Origin of the sequence: Bacillus sp. 3G2 (assembly GCF_044324725.1) — a bacterium.
Taxonomy (GTDB): Bacteria; Bacillota; Bacilli; order Bacillales; family Bacillaceae_G; genus Bacillus_A; species Bacillus_A mobilis.
In genome coordinates, this window is sequence record NZ_CP172246.1 from 4739267 (window position 1) to 4760085 (window position 20819).

23 protein-coding genes and 1 other annotated feature are annotated in these 20819 nt (G+C 34.5%); of the genes, 10 read left to right on the forward strand and 13 right to left on the reverse strand.

Features of this window, described 5'->3' with window-relative positions; all coding sequences use genetic code 11:
* Window positions 1–178 precede the first annotated feature (178 nt).
* Window positions 179–937: a TrmB family transcriptional regulator gene (locus ACHZK0_RS24515; RefSeq protein ID WP_097817422.1), complete on the forward strand. Its 759-nt coding sequence runs from the start codon at window positions 179–181 to the stop codon at window positions 935–937.
* Window positions 938–965: 28 nt separating this feature from the next.
* Here ACHZK0_RS24515 and ACHZK0_RS24520 read toward each other — a convergent pair whose 3' ends face one another.
* The 4 genes from ACHZK0_RS24520 to ACHZK0_RS24535 form a co-directional block, all read right to left on the reverse strand.
* Window positions 966–3122, reverse strand: a complete 2157-nt coding sequence (locus ACHZK0_RS24520; RefSeq protein ID WP_395760966.1) for a SpaA isopeptide-forming pilin-related protein — start codon at window positions 3120–3122, stop codon at window positions 966–968.
* Between the two features lie 269 nt (window positions 3123–3391).
* Window positions 3392–3556, reverse strand: coding sequence for a hypothetical protein (locus ACHZK0_RS24525; RefSeq protein ID WP_000312825.1), 165 nt, complete (start codon window positions 3554–3556; stop codon window positions 3392–3394).
* Between the two features lie 80 nt (window positions 3557–3636).
* The gene (locus ACHZK0_RS24530; RefSeq protein ID WP_395760967.1) at window positions 3637–4821 is read right to left on the reverse strand and encodes an MFS transporter; all 1185 of its coding nucleotides are present in this window, start codon (window positions 4819–4821) and stop codon (window positions 3637–3639) included.
* Window positions 4822–4930: 109 nt separating this feature from the next.
* Entirely contained in the window at window positions 4931–6244 is a 1314-nt protein-coding gene (locus ACHZK0_RS24535; protein WP_270340955.1) for an APC family permease, read from the reverse strand.
* A 65-nt stretch (window positions 6245–6309) separates the two neighbouring features.
* Window positions 6310–6546: a binding site (T-box leader), on the reverse strand.
* A gap of 166 nt (window positions 6547–6712) precedes the next feature.
* Between ACHZK0_RS24535 and ACHZK0_RS24540 the strand changes: the two genes are divergently transcribed.
* Entirely contained in the window at window positions 6713–6940 is a 228-nt protein-coding gene (locus tag ACHZK0_RS24540; RefSeq protein ID WP_262740560.1) for a hypothetical protein, read from the forward strand.
* Window positions 6941–7021: 81 nt separating this feature from the next.
* Here ACHZK0_RS24540 and ACHZK0_RS24545 read toward each other — a convergent pair whose 3' ends face one another.
* The 3 genes from ACHZK0_RS24545 to ACHZK0_RS24555 all read right to left on the reverse strand — a co-directional run bounded on the left by ACHZK0_RS24545 (window position 7022) and on the right by ACHZK0_RS24555 (window position 9209).
* On the reverse strand, window positions 7022–7984 hold the full coding sequence (locus ACHZK0_RS24545) for a hypothetical protein (protein ID WP_395760968.1): 963 nt from the start codon (window positions 7982–7984) through the stop codon (window positions 7022–7024).
* A 129-nt stretch (window positions 7985–8113) separates the two neighbouring features.
* The gene (locus ACHZK0_RS24550; RefSeq protein ID WP_132133547.1) at window positions 8114–8896 is read right to left on the reverse strand and encodes a membrane protein insertase YidC; all 783 of its coding nucleotides are present in this window, start codon (window positions 8894–8896) and stop codon (window positions 8114–8116) included.
* A 28-nt stretch (window positions 8897–8924) separates the two neighbouring features.
* On the reverse strand, window positions 8925–9209 hold the full coding sequence (locus ACHZK0_RS24555; protein ID WP_242243211.1) for a hypothetical protein: 285 nt from the start codon (window positions 9207–9209) through the stop codon (window positions 8925–8927).
* 277 nt (window positions 9210–9486) lie between these two features.
* Here ACHZK0_RS24555 and ACHZK0_RS24560 point away from each other — a divergent pair, with 277 nt between their 5' ends.
* Entirely contained in the window at window positions 9487–10380 is an 894-nt protein-coding gene (locus ACHZK0_RS24560) for a YitT family protein (RefSeq protein ID WP_000530035.1), read from the forward strand.
* Window positions 10381–10490: 110 nt separating this feature from the next.
* Here ACHZK0_RS24560 and ACHZK0_RS24565 read toward each other — a convergent pair whose 3' ends face one another.
* Window positions 10491–11012 (reverse strand): GNAT family N-acetyltransferase, encoded by a 522-nt coding sequence (locus ACHZK0_RS24565; RefSeq protein WP_262740559.1) that lies wholly within the window; start codon window positions 11010–11012, stop codon window positions 10491–10493.
* Window positions 11013–11473: 461 nt separating this feature from the next.
* Here ACHZK0_RS24565 and ACHZK0_RS24570 point away from each other — a divergent pair, with 461 nt between their 5' ends.
* A complete protein-coding gene (locus ACHZK0_RS24570; protein ID WP_001077770.1) occupies window positions 11474–11860 on the forward strand; it encodes a DUF3938 domain-containing protein in 387 nt (128 codons plus the stop codon).
* Window positions 11861–12077: 217 nt separating this feature from the next.
* On the opposite strand, the gene ACHZK0_RS24575 is transcribed toward ACHZK0_RS24570, so the two are convergent.
* From ACHZK0_RS24575 to ACHZK0_RS24590, 4 genes are all read right to left on the reverse strand, one after another.
* Entirely contained in the window at window positions 12078–12218 is a 141-nt protein-coding gene (locus tag ACHZK0_RS24575) for a DUF3985 domain-containing protein (RefSeq protein ID WP_395760969.1), read from the reverse strand.
* Between the two features lie 96 nt (window positions 12219–12314).
* Complete coding sequence (locus tag ACHZK0_RS24580; protein ID WP_262740570.1) at window positions 12315–13367, reverse strand: M50 family metallopeptidase; 1053 nt, start codon at window positions 13365–13367, stop codon at window positions 12315–12317.
* A 42-nt stretch (window positions 13368–13409) separates the two neighbouring features.
* Window positions 13410–14117, reverse strand: a complete 708-nt coding sequence (locus ACHZK0_RS24585) for a DUF3169 family protein (RefSeq protein ID WP_262740557.1) — start codon at window positions 14115–14117, stop codon at window positions 13410–13412.
* Complete coding sequence (locus ACHZK0_RS24590; protein ID WP_262740556.1) at window positions 14107–14328, reverse strand: helix-turn-helix transcriptional regulator; 222 nt, start codon at window positions 14326–14328, stop codon at window positions 14107–14109. The genes ACHZK0_RS24585 and ACHZK0_RS24590 overlap by 11 nt, the downstream gene beginning before the upstream one ends.
* A 164-nt stretch (window positions 14329–14492) precedes the next feature.
* Here ACHZK0_RS24590 and ACHZK0_RS24595 point away from each other — a divergent pair, with 164 nt between their 5' ends.
* Complete coding sequence (locus ACHZK0_RS24595) at window positions 14493–15284, forward strand: hypothetical protein (protein ID WP_262740555.1); 792 nt, start codon at window positions 14493–14495, stop codon at window positions 15282–15284.
* 56 nt (window positions 15285–15340) lie between these two features.
* Here the strand turns inward: ACHZK0_RS24595 and ACHZK0_RS24600 are convergent, their stop codons facing one another.
* Complete coding sequence (locus ACHZK0_RS24600; protein ID WP_395760970.1) at window positions 15341–15955, reverse strand: DedA family protein; 615 nt, start codon at window positions 15953–15955, stop codon at window positions 15341–15343.
* A gap of 414 nt (window positions 15956–16369) precedes the next feature.
* On the opposite strand from ACHZK0_RS24600, the gene ACHZK0_RS24605 reads away from it, so the two are divergent.
* The 5 genes from ACHZK0_RS24605 (at window position 16370) to ACHZK0_RS24625 (ending at window position 20798) form a co-directional block, all read left to right on the forward strand.
* Window positions 16370–16813 (forward strand): DUF3978 domain-containing protein, encoded by a 444-nt coding sequence (locus tag ACHZK0_RS24605; protein WP_262740554.1) that lies wholly within the window; start codon window positions 16370–16372, stop codon window positions 16811–16813.
* 30 nt (window positions 16814–16843) lie between these two features.
* On the forward strand, window positions 16844–17305 hold the full coding sequence (locus ACHZK0_RS24610; protein ID WP_262740553.1) for a L,D-transpeptidase: 462 nt from the start codon (window positions 16844–16846) through the stop codon (window positions 17303–17305).
* A 364-nt stretch (window positions 17306–17669) separates the two neighbouring features.
* Window positions 17670–18335 carry a response regulator transcription factor gene (locus tag ACHZK0_RS24615; protein ID WP_262740552.1) on the forward strand — a complete coding sequence of 222 codons (666 nt, stop codon included), beginning with the start codon at window positions 17670–17672 and terminating at the stop codon, window positions 18333–18335.
* Window positions 18313–19755 (forward strand): sensor histidine kinase, encoded by a 1443-nt coding sequence (locus tag ACHZK0_RS24620; protein WP_262740551.1) that lies wholly within the window; start codon window positions 18313–18315, stop codon window positions 19753–19755. The genes ACHZK0_RS24615 and ACHZK0_RS24620 overlap by 23 nt, the downstream gene beginning before the upstream one ends.
* A gap of 140 nt (window positions 19756–19895) precedes the next feature.
* The gene (locus tag ACHZK0_RS24625; protein WP_395760971.1) at window positions 19896–20798 is read left to right on the forward strand and encodes an EamA family transporter; all 903 of its coding nucleotides are present in this window, start codon (window positions 19896–19898) and stop codon (window positions 20796–20798) included.
* Window positions 20799–20819: the final 21 nt, after the last annotated feature.

The window sequence follows — 20819 nt, forward strand, 5'->3', positions numbered from 1 at the left end:
GCATCCCCTTCTCGTTGTATTGTAATTATATTAATCACTATATTAAGTATAATGGATAAAATTAAAAAATTGAAACTAATTCTCACCTCAATCTGAGTAGAAAACCTACAACCACTTGTGCAAAAACAAATAGTTCATTATCCTTAAGGTATATAATCTCATTTGTTCGGAGGGAACTATGTTACAAAAATTCGGTTTCTCACAATATGAAAGCCAAGCTTATGAAGTTGTCGTATCAAGCAACGAACCACTAGATGCTACAACGATTGTGAAGCACTCTGGTGTTCCAAAAGCAAAAATATATGAAGTGCTAGCACGCCTGATTGATAAAGGGATGGTAATGGATTCTGTTTCAGAAAAGAAAAAGCTGTATACAGCATTACCACTCAAGCTAGCAATTGAAAAATTAACGACAGAATTCCAATCAAATATTAAAGAATTGGAAACGAATATATCGAAAAAATCATTTACAGATGACCGTGTATGGAGCTTAAAAATGCAATCTTCTATTCGAGTTCAAAGTAAAGAACTTATCGAAAGTGCAAAAGAATCGATTCGCATTTCAGCTTGGAATGATACTCTTTTAGAATACCTTCCTTCATTAGAAGAAAAAGCAAAACAAGGCGTCAAACTCGAGTCCCTTATAGTTGGACAAGTAGAAACAGACTTAGAAAACATGCATTTTCTAATCCCAACTGAAGAACCTAACGCATTAGAACGCTACTTGCTACTCATCGTTGACGACCGCGAAATTTTATTTGCTGGTGTAGAGCAAGAGTCATGGCAAGCAATGAAAACAATGTCGCAACCTTTCGTAAAGTTCTTTACAGAATTTTTCTATCACGACGTTGCACTTGCAAAAATTACAGAGAAGCATCTTGATCTCTTCATGCAAGATGAGGAAATTAAGAGTTTGTTGAGGAAGTTGAGATACTAAAAAACGCCTCTATTACAAGGCGTTTTTTCTACATTTCTTTTCTATTTTTCATCCTTAACACATAACCACCTGTAATAATAAAACCAATTCCTAAAACGAATAAAACCGTAAATTCATTGCCAACGCCGCCAGTAGCTGGTAAACGCACTTCATTATGATTATTAGGTTGTTGCATTGGCTTCACATCAGCGAAGGTTTTCACTTCTCCACTCGGTGTTGGCTTATTTGGCTTAGAAGGAAGTGATGCCTTTTCTTCTTTCTTATTTTTCACAATATGTTTAATAATTTCTCCATCCTCTTTGATTTCAAATGCGAATGTCTCTTCATTTATTACATATCCATTTGGTGCTATTGTTTCTTTATACGTGTACTTTCCGTATGGTAGTTTAAATTTCGCTACACCTTTTTCATCTGTTTTCCCTTTTACTACTTCTTTCCCCTGTTCGTTGTAGATTGTAAATTCTACGTTCGGCAGTTTCACATTCCCATCCGCTACATCTACTTTCGTTATTTCTAACTCACCTTCTACTTTCTTATCTTGAACGATATGTTTAATAATTTCTCCATTCTCTTTTATTTCAAATGAGAACGTCTCTTCATTTATTACATAGCCATTCGGCACTATTGTTTCTTTATACGTGTACTTTCCGTATGGTAGTTTAAATTTCGCTACACCTTTTTCATCTGTTTTCCCTTTTACTACTTCTTTCCCCTGTTCGTTGTAGATTGTAAATTCTACGTTCGGCAGTTTCACATTCCCATCCGCTACATCTACTTTCGTTATTTCTAACTCACCTTCTAACTTCTTATCTTGAACGATATGCTTAATAATTTCTCCATTCTCTTTTATTTCAAATGCAAATGTCTCTTCATTTATTACATAGCCATTCGGCGCTATTGTTTCTTTATACGTGTATTTTCCGTATGGTAGTTTAAATTTCGCTGCACCTTTTTCATCCGTTTTTCCTTTTACTACTTCTTTTCCTTGTTCATTGTAGATTGTAAATTCTGCGTTCGGTAACTTCGTATTTCCATCCGCTATATCTACTTTCGTTATTTCTAATTCACCCTTTACATTTTCATTTTTCAACTCTAATACAGCAGTTTCACCAGTTTTCACTTCAATTTTTTTAACACTTCCGTCTAACACATATCCAGCTGGCGCTTGAATTTCTTTGACACTATATATACCGATTGGAAGATTGCCTAACTCCGCAATCCCCTTATCATTAGTCTTAACATTTTGTTTAAAGTTTTCATTAGAAACTTCAAACACCGCGCCTTTTAATAATTCCTTTTTTTCTCCTAATTTTATAATCTTTAAAGAGCCTACTGATTCCCAATTTACAACTAAATCTGTACTGATTTTCTCACTATTTCTTTGTAACAATACCGTTGTATTTTGAACTTTTTCTGATCCTTTAAAAGCTATTGCTTGTAAATTTGTTAAAGTAGACTTCACTTTCATTTTAAAATTACCACTACTCGTGTCTTTCGGGATTAATATTTTGAATTTTTCATCAATTGATAATGTACTTTTCTCTTCTCCATCTTCATTTACAATTCGAAACCCTTTAGGAGCATTTTCAGGAAGAATTGTATAAGAGCCAGAAACCGCATTTGTTTGCACTGCATAAAATCCCGTTTCTAAATAATCACCTTTTTGTGTAGCAGTTTGTGGATCTACAGGAATAACTTTAAAAAATACATCTTGTGATCCTGTTTCTTTTTTGGAAGCCTCTACTAAACGCTTCATAAGATTATGTACTCGTTCATTTTTTGCAACTAAATCTTCTTCCGTTAATTCATTTGCTGCAATCCATACTGCTAATTGTGTAGCATAATGCGCTTCTTCTACTGTCGCTACCCCTAATTCAGATGGGCTTTTTTGAGGATACCCATTTAATAAAACACGATATACGGCATCAGATGTTTTCCCCATTTCAGGCAAATCATCCCCATTCGGAGAACGTAAATCAGGCGTTAAACAATACGCAATACTACCCGAAGCCGCTTTAATTATTTCTGTTTTTATTTCACGATGTTTCGAATTACTATAACTCCAATCCATTTTATATGTTTCTCTGTTCATTACTTCTGCCTTCACTTGTGGCATTGCAATTCCTAATAAAATAATAAGAGCACTTAAAAAACTAAACCATTTCCCTACCATCTTTCGTTTCATTCTCTCCACCACCATATATAAATTTCTACATGAAGCAATCTTACTGTTTCATTGTACTTATAGTGAAAAAAAGAGAATAGGTGGTTTTTTTGTATTATCTTGTCGAATTGTTGAGAAAGTTTCAAAGTAATAAGCAACATTAAAATTATTTGTTCTCATTCTGCTATTGACAAATAAATGTTACATATTTTAAATTTTTAAAAATAATAAAAAGACACTTTATAAGTGCCTTTTTTACTTACCAGAAACAAATTTCAAACGAATACATGTTACTTATCTTTTTCTTTTATCTCCGTCAACAGCTCAATAATTTTCTCATTTTGCTCCACTTGTTTCTCTGAATTTTGATAGATGAAGCGGACCCATCTAAAAATAAACGCGACCACAAATATTGGTATAAGGCCCAATATAACTCCGACTAAATCATATGCCATTTTCCATCACCTCGCTACATACAACCTTCTCCATACATCTACTAAAACCTGCAATTTGTTACAAATGAAAAAAGAACCTATCAAACGATAGATTCTTCCTTCGCAAACTGAGTAGAACGTCCTCTCGTAATAGAGAAAATTGCACAAAGCAGCGCTAATATAATAAAGCCGCCTCCTACCCAAGCGTTATATATAACAGATGATTTTTCAATAACAACTCCGCCTACTGTTGAACCGAGTGCAATTCCTAAGTGAAGCGCAGAGTTATTTAGACTTTGCTGAATACCAGCCGATTCTGGTGCAATTTCAATTAAATAATTTTGTTGTGCTGGCGAAATAGCCCAGCTCAGCATACTCCAAATCCCCATCATAATAATGAAGAGTGGGAATGAGAATGTCATCATCGGCAATATGAAGATCGCACACGCAAATACGATAATAATGGAGATAATACTTTTCTTCGATCCCCATTTATCAGCAAGCAAGCCCCCAAGGCCACCCCCAAGTACCGCTGCGATTCCGAAAATGAAGTAAAATACACTAATCCAATTTGCTTCCACATGCATCACATCTTTTAAAAATGGTGTTAAATATGCATATAATGTTAAATGACCCGTTAAAAATAAGAATGACGTTAACTGTGCACTTACGATTTTCTTATCTTTTAATGTAGCAATTTGCTCTCTTATTGATAATACTGATGTCGGTGGTACTTTCGTTAAGAATAATGAAATACAAGCGATTGCCATAACTGTTAATACCGAAATTAATACAAATGGTGCACGCCATCCATATGCATTTCCAAGTACAAGACCAAGTGGTACCCCAAGTACAAGTGATCCACTAATCCCCATGAAAATGATTCCAATTGCACGCGCGCGAAAATGTGGTTCTACAACGCTAGAAGCAAGTGTTACAGATAACGCAATAATTAATGAACCACTCGCCGCACAAACAACCCTCGAGAACATTAACATCCCGTAATTCAAACTAAATGCCGAAATAATATTTCCGATTAAGAAAATTGATAATGCCCCAATGTATAATCTTTTTCTTTCAAACTTTCCAGTTACCGCTAATAAAACCGGACCTGATAAAGCAAATACTACTGAAAATATTGTTATGAGCTGACCAGCTGCACTAATAAATACTCCTAAATCATTGGCAACTAAATCGAGCGTTCCTCCTATAATTAGCTCAACCGTTCCGACTACGAAAGCCGCGATAGCTAAAATATACACACGAAAATTCAAGTCTTTCCCCACGCTTTCTGTTTTGGTTACTACGACTATAGTAACTAAAATAGAAATTGAACACAAGTACAATTTTTTTACAATAAAAAAACAGGCGTATGATACGCCTGCCTTCTAATTATTAAACACTAGTTTTATTCTTCTTATTTAAATACCAATACACCGGAAGTCCAGTAAAGACAATTCCAATTGATAAGAAACAACTTACCGGATCATTGATAATTGCACTACCAATTACAAAGAACGAACCTAAAATCGCGACAATTGGTACGATTGGGAATAACGGTACACTGTATGCACGCTCTTTATTCTTATTACGTTTTCTTAAAATGAAGACACCAATAAACGTCATTACATAGAAAATATAAATAATGAATACGGAAATCTCAGATAGCTTATTCGGATCACTAATAATCATTAAAATAATTCCTAAAATGATTTCAACAGTAATCGCATTTGCTGGTGTTTTAAATCTTGGGCTTTCCTTTGCAATAAACTTAGCAAATGGAAGTTGTCCACGTTCTGCCATCGACATCGGGATACGTGGGAACGTTAAAATTTTTCCATTTAAACAACCGAAAATAGAAATGATAATACCGATACTAATAATTTTCCCGCCATATTCTCCAAGTAGCATGCCCGCAGCTGTCGCTGTTGCATTTTCTCCAAGGTCTACAATTTTTGCTGCTGGTAATACATTTAATAATGCCAAGTTAATTAGTACGTAAGCAGCCGTTACAATTAAAATCCCAACTGTCATCGCTTTCGGTAATAACTTTGTTGGATTCTTCATTTCTCCGCCAATCGAAGCAAGTAGAATCCAGCCGTCATAAGCAAATAACGTTGCTAAAATTGCCATACCGATACTTTGATTTTCTGATATCGGCACAACTACGTTAAAGATATCGCTATTCCCTTTCCAAAAACCTAACACAACAATTAATACGATTGGAATCATCTTCCCAATTGTCGTAATCGTTTGGACGATACCTCCATATTTTGTCCCCATACTATTTATAACGCCAAGGAACACAACTGTACCAATTGCAATTGGTAAATTCCATACTTTATCTAAATAGAAAAAATTAATCATTAAAGAACTAAAGTACAACCCTAATGTTCCAATAATAGCTGGTCCATAAACAATCGTTTGCATCCAGCCTGATAAATATCCCCAAAAACTTCCGTAAATCTCCTCTAAATACGTATACAACCCACCATTTTTCGGGATTTGCGCTCCAATTTCAGCTACTGTTAAACCACTTGCTAGCGTCAACAGACCACCAATTACCCAAGCAAGAATGGCCATATTAGAACTCCCCGAGTAATCTAATACGCTCCCTGGTTTCATAAACACACCAGATCCAATAATCGTTCCTACCACAATAGAAAGTGCTACTGTTAAGCCAATTTTGTTCTTCTCATCATGATGCATGCTGCGTATCCTCCTTCCAATCCTAGTGTGATGCAAAAATGAAATAAAAAAACACTCCTCCCTAAAAAAGGGACGAGTGTTGTATTCGTGGTTCCACCCTTGTTTCAATTAGCAAAGTGACACACTTCACCAATTTCTCAAGTCTAAATAACGGTTTTTGCCGGCAAGCAATTACTAGGTATCCGTTCACTGCTGCAGTTCAGAGGTGGTAATCCATTTTTTCGTATTAGGAAGCTCACAGCCAAAGGCTTCCCTCTCTGAGAATCGTAAAAAATCGATCGTGTCCTCATCATCACTTCTTGATGTCGAATTTTGTAGTTATTGTTCATTATATTGAATTGTTAGAAAAAATCAATATATTTTTTTATATAACATACGAAATGTTTCTCTTCTTATATTATAACAGAAGTTACGACACTTCTCTAATTCCCTAAAAATAGTATACTCCATATAGGAGGTGCACAAATAATGATTGCTGTTTTTTGTATTATCGCTACATTTCTTTCGGCTCTATTCGCTATCATGTACAGGCACAAGTATCCTGGTTATAGCATTTTAGCCGTAGCTGTTATACCAGCTGCTTCCTTCTACGTATTAGGTACATACCAATATACAGAAGTATTTATCGGTTTTGCAATCTTCTACTGCGTCTTTGGATACATACTAACAATGAAAAAAATTTTATTGAATCATTAAAAGGGACCGATTTCTGCTAACAGAAATCGGTCCTCTCACGTACCTTTCGGTTGCCCACACGAAAGGTACGACTTCACTCAATTATTTCTCATCTTTTTTCATAAAAAATTTGTGATGTGGAAGATCCACATTCAACGCCTCTAATTGTTTCTTTTCATTGTCTAAAATCGATTTTGCTTTTGTTTTTGTTGCCTCATCTAATCCCGCAAAGATGTCTTCATGTTTCTCTTTCTCTGGAAGTTTCACACCTAGTTTAGTTAATTCTTCTTTTGCTTGCTTATGTGTTAATTTTCCGGACTTTTCTTGTTCAAAAATAGACTTTACTTTTTCCTTTGTTGCTTCATCTAAGTTAGCGAGTATGTCTTTATGCTTACCCTTCTCTGGCATTTTCACGCCTAACTTTGTTAATTCCTCTTGCGCTTGTTCACGTGTTAATTTCCCGGATTTCTCTTGCTCTAAAATTGATTTTGCTTTTTCTTTTGTTGCTTCATCTAAATTAGCAAACATGTCTCCATGCTTACCCTTCTCTGGCATTTTCACGCCTAACTTCGTTAATTCTTCTTTTGCTTGTTCACGTGTTAATTTCCCGGATTTCTCTTGCTCTAAAATTGATTTTGCTTTTTCTTTTGTTGCTTCATCTAAATTAGCAAACATGTCTCCATGCTTACCCTTCTCTGGCATTTTCACGCCTAACTTCGTTAATTCTTCTTTTGCTTGTTCACGTGTTAATTTCCCAGATTTCTCTTGCTCTAAAATCGGTTTCGCTTTTTCTTTTGTTGCTTCATCTAAGTTAGCAAACATGTCTTTACGTTTTTCTTTCTCTGGAAGTTTTACACCTAGTTCCTCTAACTGTTTCTTTGTATCGTCCATAATCGTTTTTACTTTTTGTTTTGTAGCGTCATCTAAATCTTTTTTCGCCGTTTTTGTAGATTGCTCAGCTGCTGGAGTATTCGTTGCCGCAAATGCTGGTATGCCAGCTCCTCCAATGATTCCGAATGATAAAGCACCTGCAATTGCTAAATACCCAACTGTTTTCTTCTTCATAGGAAATTTCCTCCTTCATATTTCTAAAGCATGTACACTTTCGTATACAATGCCTATAGTAATGTCGGTTTCTTAACATTTCCTTAACGACTTAACAAAAAAACACCGCTCATCCCGAGCGGCGTTGTTCTAAGCTTTTTGTAATTGTAATTCTTCACGTTCCATTATCCTTCTTAATACAATTGTTTGTGTCATTGTAAATAAGTTACCTGTTATCCAGTACAACACAAGTCCTGATGGCGCCGCAAATCCCATAAATAGAATCATTGCCGGCATCATAATTTGCTGCACCTTCATCATCTGTACTTGTTCTCCAGGTGTAACGTTAGATTGGAAAACTTTCATCTGAATAAATGTCGTTAACGCTGCGATAATCGGTAATATATGATAAGGATCTGCATGTCCTAAGTTCACCCATAAAAATGAAGATGTGCGAATCTCTTCTGTTCGGCTAATCGCATAATACAAAGCAGAAAAAATCGGCATTTGTATAAAGATTGGCCAGCAACCAGCTAGTGGATTCCAACCGCCTGATTTCATTAGTTCTGACATTTCTTTTTGATACTGCTTTTGTTTTTCAAGATCTTTACTTACATCACCGTATTTTTTCTTTAGCTTCTGCAATTCAGGTTGCATTTTTTTCATTTTTGCTTGGCTACGATATTGTGAAACAGCTAATGGAATCATTGCTGAACGAATAACGAGCGTCATAATAATGATAGCAATCCCAAAGCTAGCTCCCGGTATATGATGAGCAACAAATTGAATCATATACGAGATTGGATATACGAAATAATGGTTCCAAATTCCCGTACTATGTGAATCGATTGTGCCTGCATTACTGCAGCCAGATAAAACAAAAACAAGTAATACTGATAAACTAATGAGCGCAGCTCGGTATGATTTTAACATGTTCATTCCTCCAATGTTTCGTAATTATTTAGCGAAACATTGGTGTATACGGACCGACCTCGTCATTCTCTTCACTTGATTCTTGTCTGCGTACAGAACGAATCATTCCATACTTATAAAAAATTGAAAATAGCGGTACATTTCCCGCACTATCTTCACATGTATCAGCTAACGCAAAAGCTCTTTGTCTACCGTTTGATGCTTGCTGACGCACAAAGCGAGAAACATTAGCAAGGAAGAAAACTTCTAATAAACAAAGCGCTGTCGTTACAAACGATATATATAGAATTGCATCCTGCAATAAAAATTCCATCGCTTCACATCCTTAATAAGGTCATTTTAGCACATTAGGCAAACATTCTCTATTTCCTTTTATCGTCAAAAAAAGTATTTTGCATATTTTCTCAAGAAAATAATAATTAAGAAACGTTGTATTCGCTTTCTTTAGTATATTCACACACATCAATGAATAGGCTTGATTTATTAGAAATTTATAAAATTTTTGCATTATAATAAAACTATTGCCAGTTTTTGAAAAAACCTTTATTCTCTTCTTGTAATCAAAAATGAATATGGAGATGAAACATACTATGGGTCAACTAGGAGACGCCGATTACGTTCCCGACACCGCCTTTTTATCCTTCCCAGCAGCTAAAACATTTCACTTAGAATTTATCATACAGTTGGTTGTTATTTTCGTAGCCTCTATTTTGTATGCAATTTCTATGAATATGTTCTTTATCCCGCATAACATGATTAGCGGTGGATTTGCTGGTGTAGGGATGATTATCGGTTATTTAATGCACTACAATATCGGTGCACTTATCTTTTTACTAAACATTCCTCTTCTTATTTTAAGTCACTTTTACTTAGGCAAGAAGACAACCTTTTTAACAGCGTACTTTGTAGCTGTATCATCGTTAGCGATGAACATTATCCCTGTACACCAAGTTTCAGACGATATTTTACTATCTTCTGTATTCGGCGGTGTAATCTGCGGAGCAGCTTCCGGAATCATATTCCGATTTGCTTCTTCAACAGGTGGCTTTGATGTCGTTGGATTGATTGTAGCAAAACATCGAGATATTTCGATTGGAGCAATCATCTTTGGATTCAACTTAATCTTACTTGTTGCAGCAGGATTTATTTTCGGGTGGGATATTACACTTTATACGTTAATTAGCCGGTTTGTAGTCAGTAAAGTAATTGATGCCGTGCATACGAAACATATTAAATTAACGATAATGACAGTTACAGAAAAAGGCGAGGAAATAAAAAGCGCACTATTACATCACGGCATACGCGGAGTGACAATGGTAGATGCTGTCGGCGGCTATACAAACCATAAGAAAAAAATGATTTACACCGTCGTAACTCGCTATGAGTTAGGCGAAATGAAACGTATTATCCGTCAAGTGGATAACAAAGCATTCATGAACATTACTGAAACAGTTGAAATTGTCGGCCGTTTCAAACGCATATAAAAAAGGTTAATACATGAAAGGGCATAACATATTAGTCATATATAATATGTTATGCCCTTTGTTATTTAACTAACGCACCCTTTAGCATAATAAAATTACGAAGTTTATTACTACAAATCGGAGGATAGCATTCCATATACAAAACTATCTGTCCATTCATCTTTATTCCAAAAATCTTTTATGAAATGGGCTTCCTTTCTCATGCCTATTCGTTCACACAATTTTTGTGAAGCTGTATTACGTGCATCAAGATTAGCTTGTATACGATGTACATTACATTCATTAAATAATTTAAATACCAAACTACTTACTGCTTCTGTTGCCAAACCTCTCCCAGCTACTTCATTTGAAAAACTATAACCAATCTCAACAGTGTCTTTCATATTTGTATACCATACAGATAAGTCACCAACTACTTTAGTCTTATATATAACTGCCAAACTTAATATTGATTCTTTAGTAAGTACATTGTTTGCTAGCTTCTTATTAAATCTTTTCTGCATGTCTTCATGAGTCCACTTATTATGTAATAGGAACTTACATGTATCATCATTATTATAAATAGCAAATACATCCTGTAAATCAGTACTCTTAAAAGGTCTAATTATTAATCTTTCTGTTGTGATCTCCAAGTTAGCTCTCCTCCCTTACATTCATGCTACAAAACATTTTTTATAGTATTTAATCCTCCTTCTTAGATCTCACCTTGATTACATATTTCATCATAATAAATTAAAATCCTTCTTCCACTAAACTGCACCGTTAATGGTATTTCCCTGCATTTTTATTTTTTACACTTATTACAAAATCAGATAATTCTATTATTGTGCCCCTAAATGTGTTATAATGAAAGCAGACTCACAAAAAAAGAGTATATAGACTTGGAAGTTTCTCTTATTTTACAAGCAAAAAGAAACGAGCAGTCGGGTATATTTCAAACACCATACACGTAACGGTTTAAAAAACCGATCATCTTAGTTATTCTTCCATGATCTTTTTATAAAAAAAGATACGTACAACTAAAATTCACTTCAATATACTATACCTACCTTTTTGACTTCCAAATCATCTTATTACATAAGGAGATGAACATATGAATCAATATATCAGATATACAATAGCTGTCCTGTTTGCTATTATCGGCGGAACGATCTGTTTCTGGACAAACACTCAGCTTGGAGAGAATATCATTTTTAATGGAATCGAAACACTTGTAAGCGCTTCAATTTTAGGTGGATACATTTTCTTCCTCTTCAACCCAGAAGAAAATGCGCAAAAAACAATGTTATTAACAATGATCGGAATCGTTGGCGGATGTATTTCCTACTCAATGACTAACTATACATTACCACTTCAATTAAGCTCAGCTTTCTTCCACGGTCTATGGACTTGGTTCATTGCATTCTGCCTAGCAGACGTATTCAACCTATTACAAGACAATGAAGAAGAAAACGGTCGCCAAATTGAAAGTAACTCGTAAGCTGGAAGATATTCTTCCAGCTTTTTTATGTTGTTTTGCATACTCCGTCACCACAATAAAAAGAAGCTACCCTCACGGCAACTTCTTTTCCATATACCCACTTAGTATTCACTATAATATATCAACGATTTTCCAAATATATCGATCATTTCTCCACTTATATCAACGTTCCAATACAGGTTATCGATTTACCGATACCCTAAACCTACAACATACCCTATCCCCCAAGCAATTTACTGCCGAACTCTACGATTAAAAAGATAACTAATAAGATCGCGAGTATTTTTAATGCTACATACGCTACTTTAAAAACAGTATAAATGAGCAAGACGATTAAAATAATCGTTAAAATTTCCATCTAGAATTCCTCCAAGCTTTGCTCTTCTTCTCTTATTTTACTCGCCTCAGACCTTTTATGGAACGGCATAAGGTGACATAGAAAAAAGAGGATACCTCACCCATCGTAAGATACCCTCTCTTTTAACCGCTCAAACCATTCTCTCTCTAATTGTAAATATCCCAGTTCATTCTTTTCAGCATTCTTTAATTCTTTATCAGCTTTCTTCATATACATACGGGAAGCTTCTAGATCATTCTCTACATATTTCACAATTCCTTGTGTGCGATAATACCCATGTAAGTCTATTTTTGTAACGGCCTTCCCATATTCCTTCGCTTCTTGTAGAGAAAGGCTATCCATCTGATAAAGAGCTTTATACAAAAGGTACCAACTATGAAAACTGCCAACGAAAAATTTATTTTCCTTCGTTACAGGTTGTTGAATAATTGGTTCTATATACGATATCGCCCTTTCCATCCCCTTTTGGTCAGCTCGAGCATAAAAAACGAGCATAAGTCCACTCATTATATCTCTTATACTTTTATCCTCTTTTGATTTTTCCTCACTAAGTTCTACTAATCTCTCGTCCCAATCTTTCGGCCTCTTATAACTAAATAACTCACTTGATACTTGAATGTTATATAAATGCTGCTTCGCCTTTTCATCACCTTTAATTAAAATGAGGAATTGCATACCGTCACTCAAAAACGTTCCTTTTATCGGTACGATTGTAGCTGCAAAAATTGCAAAGTGTAACACGGCGAAATATAAAAGATATTGATAATAACTCACCATGTATATGTAACCTGAAGTAACACCAAATAGTAAACTTGTAATCGGTCCACCTAAAGTGAGCCATGCCCATTTTTTCGAAAGATTCGGTGTCTCTATAGAAGGAGGCACTAACATCGCCACGCCTCCAAAGTACATCCACAATTTATTTTCTCGAATGCGTACTTTCCCCTTCTCTTTTTGAAAAGTAATCGGCCCTACTGTCATAAATTTAAAATTCAAACCTCCTATTAAACCAAACACTACATGTCCTAGCTCATGAATAGCTAGCACCAATAAAAAAATTCCAACTAATGCCCATATATCCAACATTACTTCTAATTTCTCGGTTCGGATTACTCCGTATAAAATGGACAAAACTAACGCCGCCGTCATAGAACCAGCTGGCCTTCTTAAAATATCCACCTTTTTCTCCCCTTAATAAATCATTTTTCTATGCATTTCGTACATGAACTTTCCGAGATGCAATATCCAAACAAATGAGATTAAGCCAATTAATACAAAATCAATATCGCTAACCGCTGTATATATAACGGCAGCCCACCATACATATGCCAATACTTTATTCGTAAATTCATACGCTTTATATCCAGCTTCATGCACAATATGTTTTAATCCTTCATCTGCGTTTTTCTTCCACATCTCCATAGATTCTATATATGTTACACCTTGTTCAGGATATAGCTTATTATAACGATTTTTTGTTATGAGCCCGATAACTACTACAATCGTTAAACAGATAATAGAAGCTACTAAATTCCACACTGCAAATGACACATTTGTATCCTGTAACAGTGCACGTCTACATGTAATAACTGCATATACAAACCATGCCTGCGTAACTATATCACCTACACGTAAATATATACTTATAACCCCTAATTTCCTGCCTTGTACGCTCTCTTCTTCATCGCGTGCCTCTGCTAACATACGCGTATTCTTCCAAGTGTAGTACATCATTACGATTCCAAAAATAGTACATACACCTATTAATATATTGGGTGATAATTTTCTCGGTTCATCCGCAAGTAAATCTAAAGCTATATAAGATGCAAAAAAGCCAGCTACCATACTTAATATGAGTTTACAAAAACTAAAAAATTGTTCCCCTAATTTACTCTTCATCGTACTCTTCCCCCTCCACTAACGTGAATATTTCCTCCACCGGTACATTGAAAATTTGTGCGATTTTTAACGACAATACGATAGATGGTGCATAGTCCCCGCGCTCAATTAAACTAATCGTTTGCCGTGATGATCCAATCGCTTTCCCTAAATCCCCTTGTGATAAACGATGCTTTGCTCGCAATTCCCTCACTCGATTTTGAAGCTTCATGTCTTCCCTCTTTTTCATTTATTTAATTAAAATTGTAAATAATATCCTTATTTTTGTCAATTATAATTGTCATTACGACTATAATAATTGACAAAAATAAAGATGTATTATGATGAAAATAACTTATATAATGAATGTGAAATATTAAACAAAGGAGAGTCGATATGAAGAAAACATCTACCTTTTCTTACATACTTACCAAGCTTACAGCAGCTTTTTTGTTATTATTACTTATTAGCACGCTTCTCTTAACAACTAGTCAACAAACATTATATAGTTTCTTAGCTGGATTACGAGAACTACTATATGTTCCCTTCGCTCCTATTCTTGCGGCATATGCAATTTTTTGTTCTATTTGCATCGATAAATTGAAATTAAAAACACATACAAGACTGAAGACATTATTACTTTATATTTTTTGCGGCTATTTATTTTTTCTTCCCTTTTTAATATTTAAAGAAGCTGATCTAATACAGTTCTTGTTCCTCGGATCAATCGGAGCAGTATGTTCTCTTTCTTTCTATTTATATACAGTCATAGCAACAAAATTTAAGTGGATACCGTATTTCGTACCAAGCATTATGCTTATTATATTTATCACAATTAACTTAGTAGATATAGAAAGGGTTGGAACATCAAAAGAACAATGGGTCGAAACAAAAACCGATAACTCTTTCGAAGCATCTTTTCAACATTTTAGTGGTGAACATAAAGTCCCAATTGAATTAAAACGAGGTGACATATTAGAATTCACTATTGAATCACGAACTGATAATTCGAATGGCTACATAGGGGACATAAAAATGGCTAGTGAATTTCAAGAGGAAGAAAATTATTTAGCTCCAGCTGGCCCTAACACGTACCATTTCGCAGCAATTAAGACCGGAACGTATTACATTATAGTTAGTGGAAACCAGTTAAAAGGAAAGTTGAAAATAGATTGGAAAATCAAATAAAAAAGGCAGTGCGTCTGCACTGCTTTCCCAAATTTTGACATAGAATGGATTTCATATTAACTTGCGTTTTGTAAAAATACTCGTTTTAGCTGTTTGCGGAAACGAACTCCTAACGTAATTGCTACAATCACAATCACTCCAAAAATGATTTTACCGATGTGACCTTCTAACGCTCCAAAAATATCATGTAAGTTGCCACCTAACCAGTAACCACCGATTAAGAAGAACGATACCCAAAATAGAGCACCTGAGTAAATTGTAATGGCAAAGCGACGGAATGGTAAGTTAATAATTCCTGCAAAATATCCTGTAAAATGACGGACACCAGGAATAAAGAAACCGATAAAAATAAGGAAGTATCCATACTTATCAAACCACATTCTTGTTAAGTCGATTTTTCTTTGTGTTAAAAATACGTATTTCCCATACTTTTGAATAAAGGGCATACCTAATTTATTTCCTATAAAGTATTGAATTGTCATTCCTACACTTGTCCCAATAAAAGATAGGATAATTAAAATCGGTAAACTTAAATCGCCCTTCTGTGCTAAAAATCCCGCATATGCTAACGTTGGCTCTCCCGGAAACGGAAGTGCAATATATTCTAACAGCAAACCAACAAGTACAACATAGTACCCGTACTGCTGAAATAATTCATGAACCCATTCCATGTCATCTCTCCTTTCAATCACGTACAACTTCTTACTATTATTGTATAAAAAAATTGTCGAAATAACTATCACAATAGCTTACATTTTTATTACATTTTTGTAAGGCTTACACTAAGGTTTTCTGTTCTTTATTTGATGCTATCCATTATCATTTTAAAATGAACTAACAGCTATATATCGTACGAATCAAAGGAATTAATATACATTTTTTATCCAGTTTTTAACACCTAAAAATCACCACATTTTGTTCTCAATAAAAAACCACCACAAACTCATACGAACTTCATATTAGCTTCATATACGTATTGTAAGATTATATCGGAATTTGTTGAAAAATTTAACCAATATATGACTAAGCATTAAATTGAATAAATATAAGTCGTTTTTCGAAATTGAAAAAAGGGTGAATAAGAAATGGAAGCTTATAAAATGCACGATTTTATTAATACAAATGTTGAATCTCATCAAAATGAAACCGTTTTTAATTTACACATGTGTGAAACAAGTGAATTTGACGTAAGTTTAACAAAATCTACAACACTGTCTTTTATCGTTTCAAAAAAGAACATTAAGATCGTTACGAAAAAATGGATTAATTCAAATCAAGAAAGCATGATTGGCAAAAGTTACATCATTCCAACGAAAGCTTTCCACTATTTTTTACCAATTATTTCTGAAACTGAAGATGAACTAAATATTCAAGTTCAAAGTTTTGGACTACATGGTGAACTTTTACTAAATGAAAGATTACTTATTGATAAAAACAACAAACAAAATCCAAAGATTACTACCTTCTTTGAAACATTAGATGAAAATGTAAATAAAGTATTACGAGGATTGCAAATTCAGTGTGTGTAAGACTATTTCAATAGTAAAAAGGAGAATATAATGAAAAAGCTATTATTAAGCGCACTATTATCATTAGGATTTTTAACTATTCCATTCACAAATGCTGAGGCAGCTACAACGAATGATCAACTGATTGTAAACACGCAGCTAAATAAAATGGATTATTATCAAAACGGACAATTTATAAAGAGTTTTACTGTCGCTACTGGAAAAGCAAGTACACCTACACCTAAAGGTACTTTTCAAATCGTTAATAAAATTAAAAACCGTCCTTACTATACAGGAAAAATTAAAGGCGGCGACCCACGTAATCCCCTTGGTGACCGTTGGCTAGGATTAAATATGGCTGGAACTTATGGAACAACTTATGCGATTCATGGTACGAACAATAATCAGGCAATCGGCAAATGGACAACACTAGGTTGTATTCGTATGTATAACAATGATATACACTGGTTATTTGAGCGTATTCCCCAGCAGGCTACTGTCACTGTAAAATAACCTAAGAACACGATTTACGTGTAGCCAAGAATTTTATGTCTTGGCTTATTTTATTTCTTCATTTACAGTAGCAAAACAACTGTATTTACATATATAATAGGGATAGATTGTATTAAGTAACATCTAAACATTGATAAACATGGATATTAAAATTATACAGTTATAATATTTTATAAATTTTACAATACATACTATAATAGAATTACTGTAATTCTTAAATATTCAGTTTCACTAAACAACTCCCCTTGCTACTTTCATGATTATTTTATGGCGGGGGCTTATTATATGTATAAACAATCTGAGTCATCGAAAAAATGATGAATTCGAATATTGCAGTGAAAAGCGTTCCTTAGGAGGTGTTACTATGACGCATATACTGGTGATTGAAGACAACCCAGATATACAAGAACTAATTCGTGAATTTCTAATGGCACAAAACTTTACCGTTGATGTCGTTGGTGCTGGAACAGAAGGTATACTTCTTTTCCAAAAAAATTCATACGACCTTGTCCTCCTTGATGTGATGTTACCAGATATAGATGGCTATAGTATTTGTAAAATTATGCGAGGACAATCTGATGTACCGATTATTATGTTAACAGGCTTACATAATGAAGAAAGTGAAATTAAAGGATTTGAATTAGGTATTGATGACTATATTACGAAACCGTTCCATTACACCGTATTTATTAAACGTGTAGAAGCTGTATTAAGAAGGGTAGCTACGAAGGAAGCAGAAGCTGCAACTATACTACAATTCCATGAATTGATGTTAAATTCTACAGCATATGCCGCTTATGTTCATGGTAATCAAATTGAATTGACAACAAAAGAATTTGAAATTATTTATACTTTACTGCAAAATCGTGGAAAAGTATTATCAAGAAGTGATTTGCTGAATAAGGTATGGGGCTATGAACATTATGGTGATGTAAGAGTTATAGATACACATATTAAAAACTTAAGAAAAAAATTAGGGATTCCTTATATTAAAACGGTGAAAGGCATTGGCTACAAAATCGAATCGTAGCAAAGACAACATCACCAAAAATATTTTCATCAAAACCTTATTATTTTGTATTCTTTTATCACTTTGTCTTTATCAAATTATTTACTTCCTAGCTTCAAACTACGATAAAGAACGTTTTGCGAAAGAAAATGGAGCGCTGACTACAGAACAAGCGGATTCAGACAAACAAAACGACCAAAGTAAAACGAATCAAAATAAAGCTGTATCACAGGGAGACATTTTTAATTTCCAATCTTCTATTATAGATTATAAATCACTCTCTACAGCTATCAATCATCTTTTGCAGCCTAGCCAAACTGCAAAAGCAAAAGAACATACTCAAAATATTGCGAAAAAAAATAGTACTTCTGCTCCACCTATAGAAACGGAAAAGCAAGTCGCTACTAATGATGCCTTACATAAACAAAGTGCAGCAAGTAAAACAAATGATGCACAAGATAATCCAAAATTAACAGATGCACTGCAGCAATTAGCTCCACATATTGGCGCGACAATGCTTGCATTATCTCTACTCGGATCTTTAATTTATGCCAAACTAATTGCTAAACCTTTTCAATATATGAGTGATGCTTTAAAAGATATTATAAATCTTGATTTCTCAGATAAAAAGCTACTTAACAAAAATACGGATCAAACAGATTTTAATTTGCAAGTAGCTGCTTCACAGGTCCCAAATATAGTGAAGAATTTACATGCAAGCAATCAAGATTTAAGAAATGAACTCAAAAAGGAACAACAATTAGAACAATCTCGTAAAGAATTTATGTCTATGGTTTCCCATGAATTAAAAACACCAATCGCAGCCGTTATGGGACAACTAGATGGCATGATTCACGGAATTGGAGCTTATAAAGATAAAGATAAATATTTAAAACGTTCCTATGAAATGATGCAAGACATTAACATATTAACGGAAAAAATGTCGGAATTATCCAAAATACAAAACCCTCAATTTAAACCTGATTTAAAAGTTATCTCATTAACTAATATTATTGAGGATGTTATGAAGAAAGTAGATTATTTCGTATCTGTAAAGCAGTTAAATGTTCAATCTAACATTAAACAAGATGTACAGGTTTTAGCTGATCCTAAATTTATTCAAACCGCCATTTTTAACATTATTTCAAATGCTATTCATTATACAATTGACCATCAGCATGTCTATATAAAGCTTTATGAAAAGCCAAACGGTTACGCATTAGAAGTATTAAATACAGGTTCACAAATAGATGAAGATAAACTTGCCCATTTATTTGAACCATTCTATCGCGCTAACCCTGACAAACATGGCTTAGTACAAGGTAGTGGTCTTGGATTATATATTGTAAAACAAATATTAGATAAACATCAATTTCCTTATGGAATACAAAACACACCTCAAGGTGTAAAATGTTCTATTGTATTCCCAAAGGCAATGTAAAAACTTACTACAATTTCATAACCCAAATTCATACTTCGTATGAGTGGCGGAATTTTGTAGAGTATCTTACTCTGTTTCGTTCGCCCGTTATCCTTATTTGGATAGCGGGCGTTTTTTTATTATTCAAAAGGAGGATTTTCATGGAAAAATTTAAGTATTCATTACTCGTTTTATTTGGCGCTTGTAGCTACGGCGTACTTTCAACTATTTTCAAACTCGGATTTATTGATGGATTTTCAGCACATCAACTATTAGGAGGACAATATGTCTTCGGATGGATTGGGCTTCTTCTGCTCGTTCTTTTCACTTCACGTCACAAAGTAACAAAAAAGCAATTCTTTTCCTTACTAACAGTTGGTACAACAATGAGTATGACTGGTATCTTCTACGCTATCTCTGTAGAAGAACTACCAGCATCTATCGCTGTTGTCCTACTTTTCCAGTTCACATGGATTGGTGTAGTCATTGAAGCAATTGCAAATCGAACATTTCCAAGCCGTGAGAAAATTATATCTATCATTATTTTATTTACTGGTACATTGTTTGCAGGCGGCGTCTTTGAAGGACTCGGACAAAGCTTTTCCACGAAAGGTATTATCTTTGGTTTATTAGCCGCTGTCTCTTTTTCATTCTATGTGTTTGCAAGCGGGCGCGTTGCTACAGAAGTTCCGCCTTATACGAAAAGTTTTCTTATGACAACAAGCGCTACTCTTATCGTATGCCTATTCTTCCCGCCAACCTTTTTAACGGACGGTGCCCTGCAAGCAGGTCTTTGGAAATACGCTTTCTTCCTCGGATTGTTTGGCGTTGTCGTACCTGTCATTTGTTTTTCAATTGGCGTACCGAAAGTTGGAACAGGACTTAGTACAATACTAGGAGCAGCTGAATTACCAACAGCCATTATCGCTTCTATTACACTTGTACATGAAGTCGTAACCTTCATGCAGTGGATTGGGATACTCTTTATACTACTTGGAATTTTTACTCCTCAGCTGCTTGATACTAAACAAAAACGGAATCATACTATAACAGATACTATTTAAAGAAGAGCACCTAATGTGCTC

What these genes read in the sequence shown, in the direction of transcription:
- ACHZK0_RS24515 (WP_097817422.1), top strand. Translation starts at nt 179, where the DNA reads ATGTTACAAAAATTCGGTTTCTCACAATATGAAAGCCAAGCTTATGAA.
- ACHZK0_RS24520 (WP_395760966.1), bottom strand. Translation starts at nt 3,122, where the DNA reads ATGAAACGAAAGATGGTAGGGAAATGGTTTAGTTTTTTAAGTGCTCTT.
- ACHZK0_RS24525 (WP_000312825.1), bottom strand. Translation starts at nt 3,556, where the DNA reads ATGGCATATGATTTAGTCGGAGTTATATTGGGCCTTATACCAATATTT.
- ACHZK0_RS24535 (WP_270340955.1), bottom strand. Translation starts at nt 6,244, where the DNA reads ATGCATCATGATGAGAAGAACAAAATTGGCTTAACAGTAGCACTTTCT.
- ACHZK0_RS24540 (WP_262740560.1), top strand. Translation starts at nt 6,713, where the DNA reads ATGATTGCTGTTTTTTGTATTATCGCTACATTTCTTTCGGCTCTATTC.
- ACHZK0_RS24545 (WP_395760968.1), bottom strand. Translation starts at nt 7,984, where the DNA reads ATGAAGAAGAAAACAGTTGGGTATTTAGCAATTGCAGGTGCTTTATCA.
- ACHZK0_RS24550 (WP_132133547.1), bottom strand. Translation starts at nt 8,896, where the DNA reads ATGTTAAAATCATACCGAGCTGCGCTCATTAGTTTATCAGTATTACTT.
- ACHZK0_RS24555 (WP_242243211.1), bottom strand. Translation starts at nt 9,209, where the DNA reads ATGGAATTTTTATTGCAGGATGCAATTCTATATATATCGTTTGTAACG.
- ACHZK0_RS24560 (WP_000530035.1), top strand. Translation starts at nt 9,487, where the DNA reads ATGGGTCAACTAGGAGACGCCGATTACGTTCCCGACACCGCCTTTTTA.
- ACHZK0_RS24570 (WP_001077770.1), top strand. Translation starts at nt 11,474, where the DNA reads ATGAATCAATATATCAGATATACAATAGCTGTCCTGTTTGCTATTATC.
- ACHZK0_RS24575 (WP_395760969.1), bottom strand. Translation starts at nt 12,218, where the DNA reads ATGGAAATTTTAACGATTATTTTAATCGTCTTGCTCATTTATACTGTT.
- ACHZK0_RS24580 (WP_262740570.1), bottom strand. Translation starts at nt 13,367, where the DNA reads ATGACGGCGGCGTTAGTTTTGTCCATTTTATACGGAGTAATCCGAACC.
- ACHZK0_RS24585 (WP_262740557.1), bottom strand. Translation starts at nt 14,117, where the DNA reads ATGAAGAGTAAATTAGGGGAACAATTTTTTAGTTTTTGTAAACTCATA.
- ACHZK0_RS24590 (WP_262740556.1), bottom strand. Translation starts at nt 14,328, where the DNA reads ATGAAGCTTCAAAATCGAGTGAGGGAATTGCGAGCAAAGCATCGTTTA.
- ACHZK0_RS24595 (WP_262740555.1), top strand. Translation starts at nt 14,493, where the DNA reads ATGAAGAAAACATCTACCTTTTCTTACATACTTACCAAGCTTACAGCA.
- ACHZK0_RS24600 (WP_395760970.1), bottom strand. Translation starts at nt 15,955, where the DNA reads ATGGAATGGGTTCATGAATTATTTCAGCAGTACGGGTACTATGTTGTA.
- ACHZK0_RS24605 (WP_262740554.1), top strand. Translation starts at nt 16,370, where the DNA reads ATGGAAGCTTATAAAATGCACGATTTTATTAATACAAATGTTGAATCT.
- ACHZK0_RS24610 (WP_262740553.1), top strand. Translation starts at nt 16,844, where the DNA reads ATGAAAAAGCTATTATTAAGCGCACTATTATCATTAGGATTTTTAACT.
- ACHZK0_RS24615 (WP_262740552.1), top strand. Translation starts at nt 17,670, where the DNA reads ATGACGCATATACTGGTGATTGAAGACAACCCAGATATACAAGAACTA.
- ACHZK0_RS24625 (WP_395760971.1), top strand. Translation starts at nt 19,896, where the DNA reads ATGGAAAAATTTAAGTATTCATTACTCGTTTTATTTGGCGCTTGTAGC.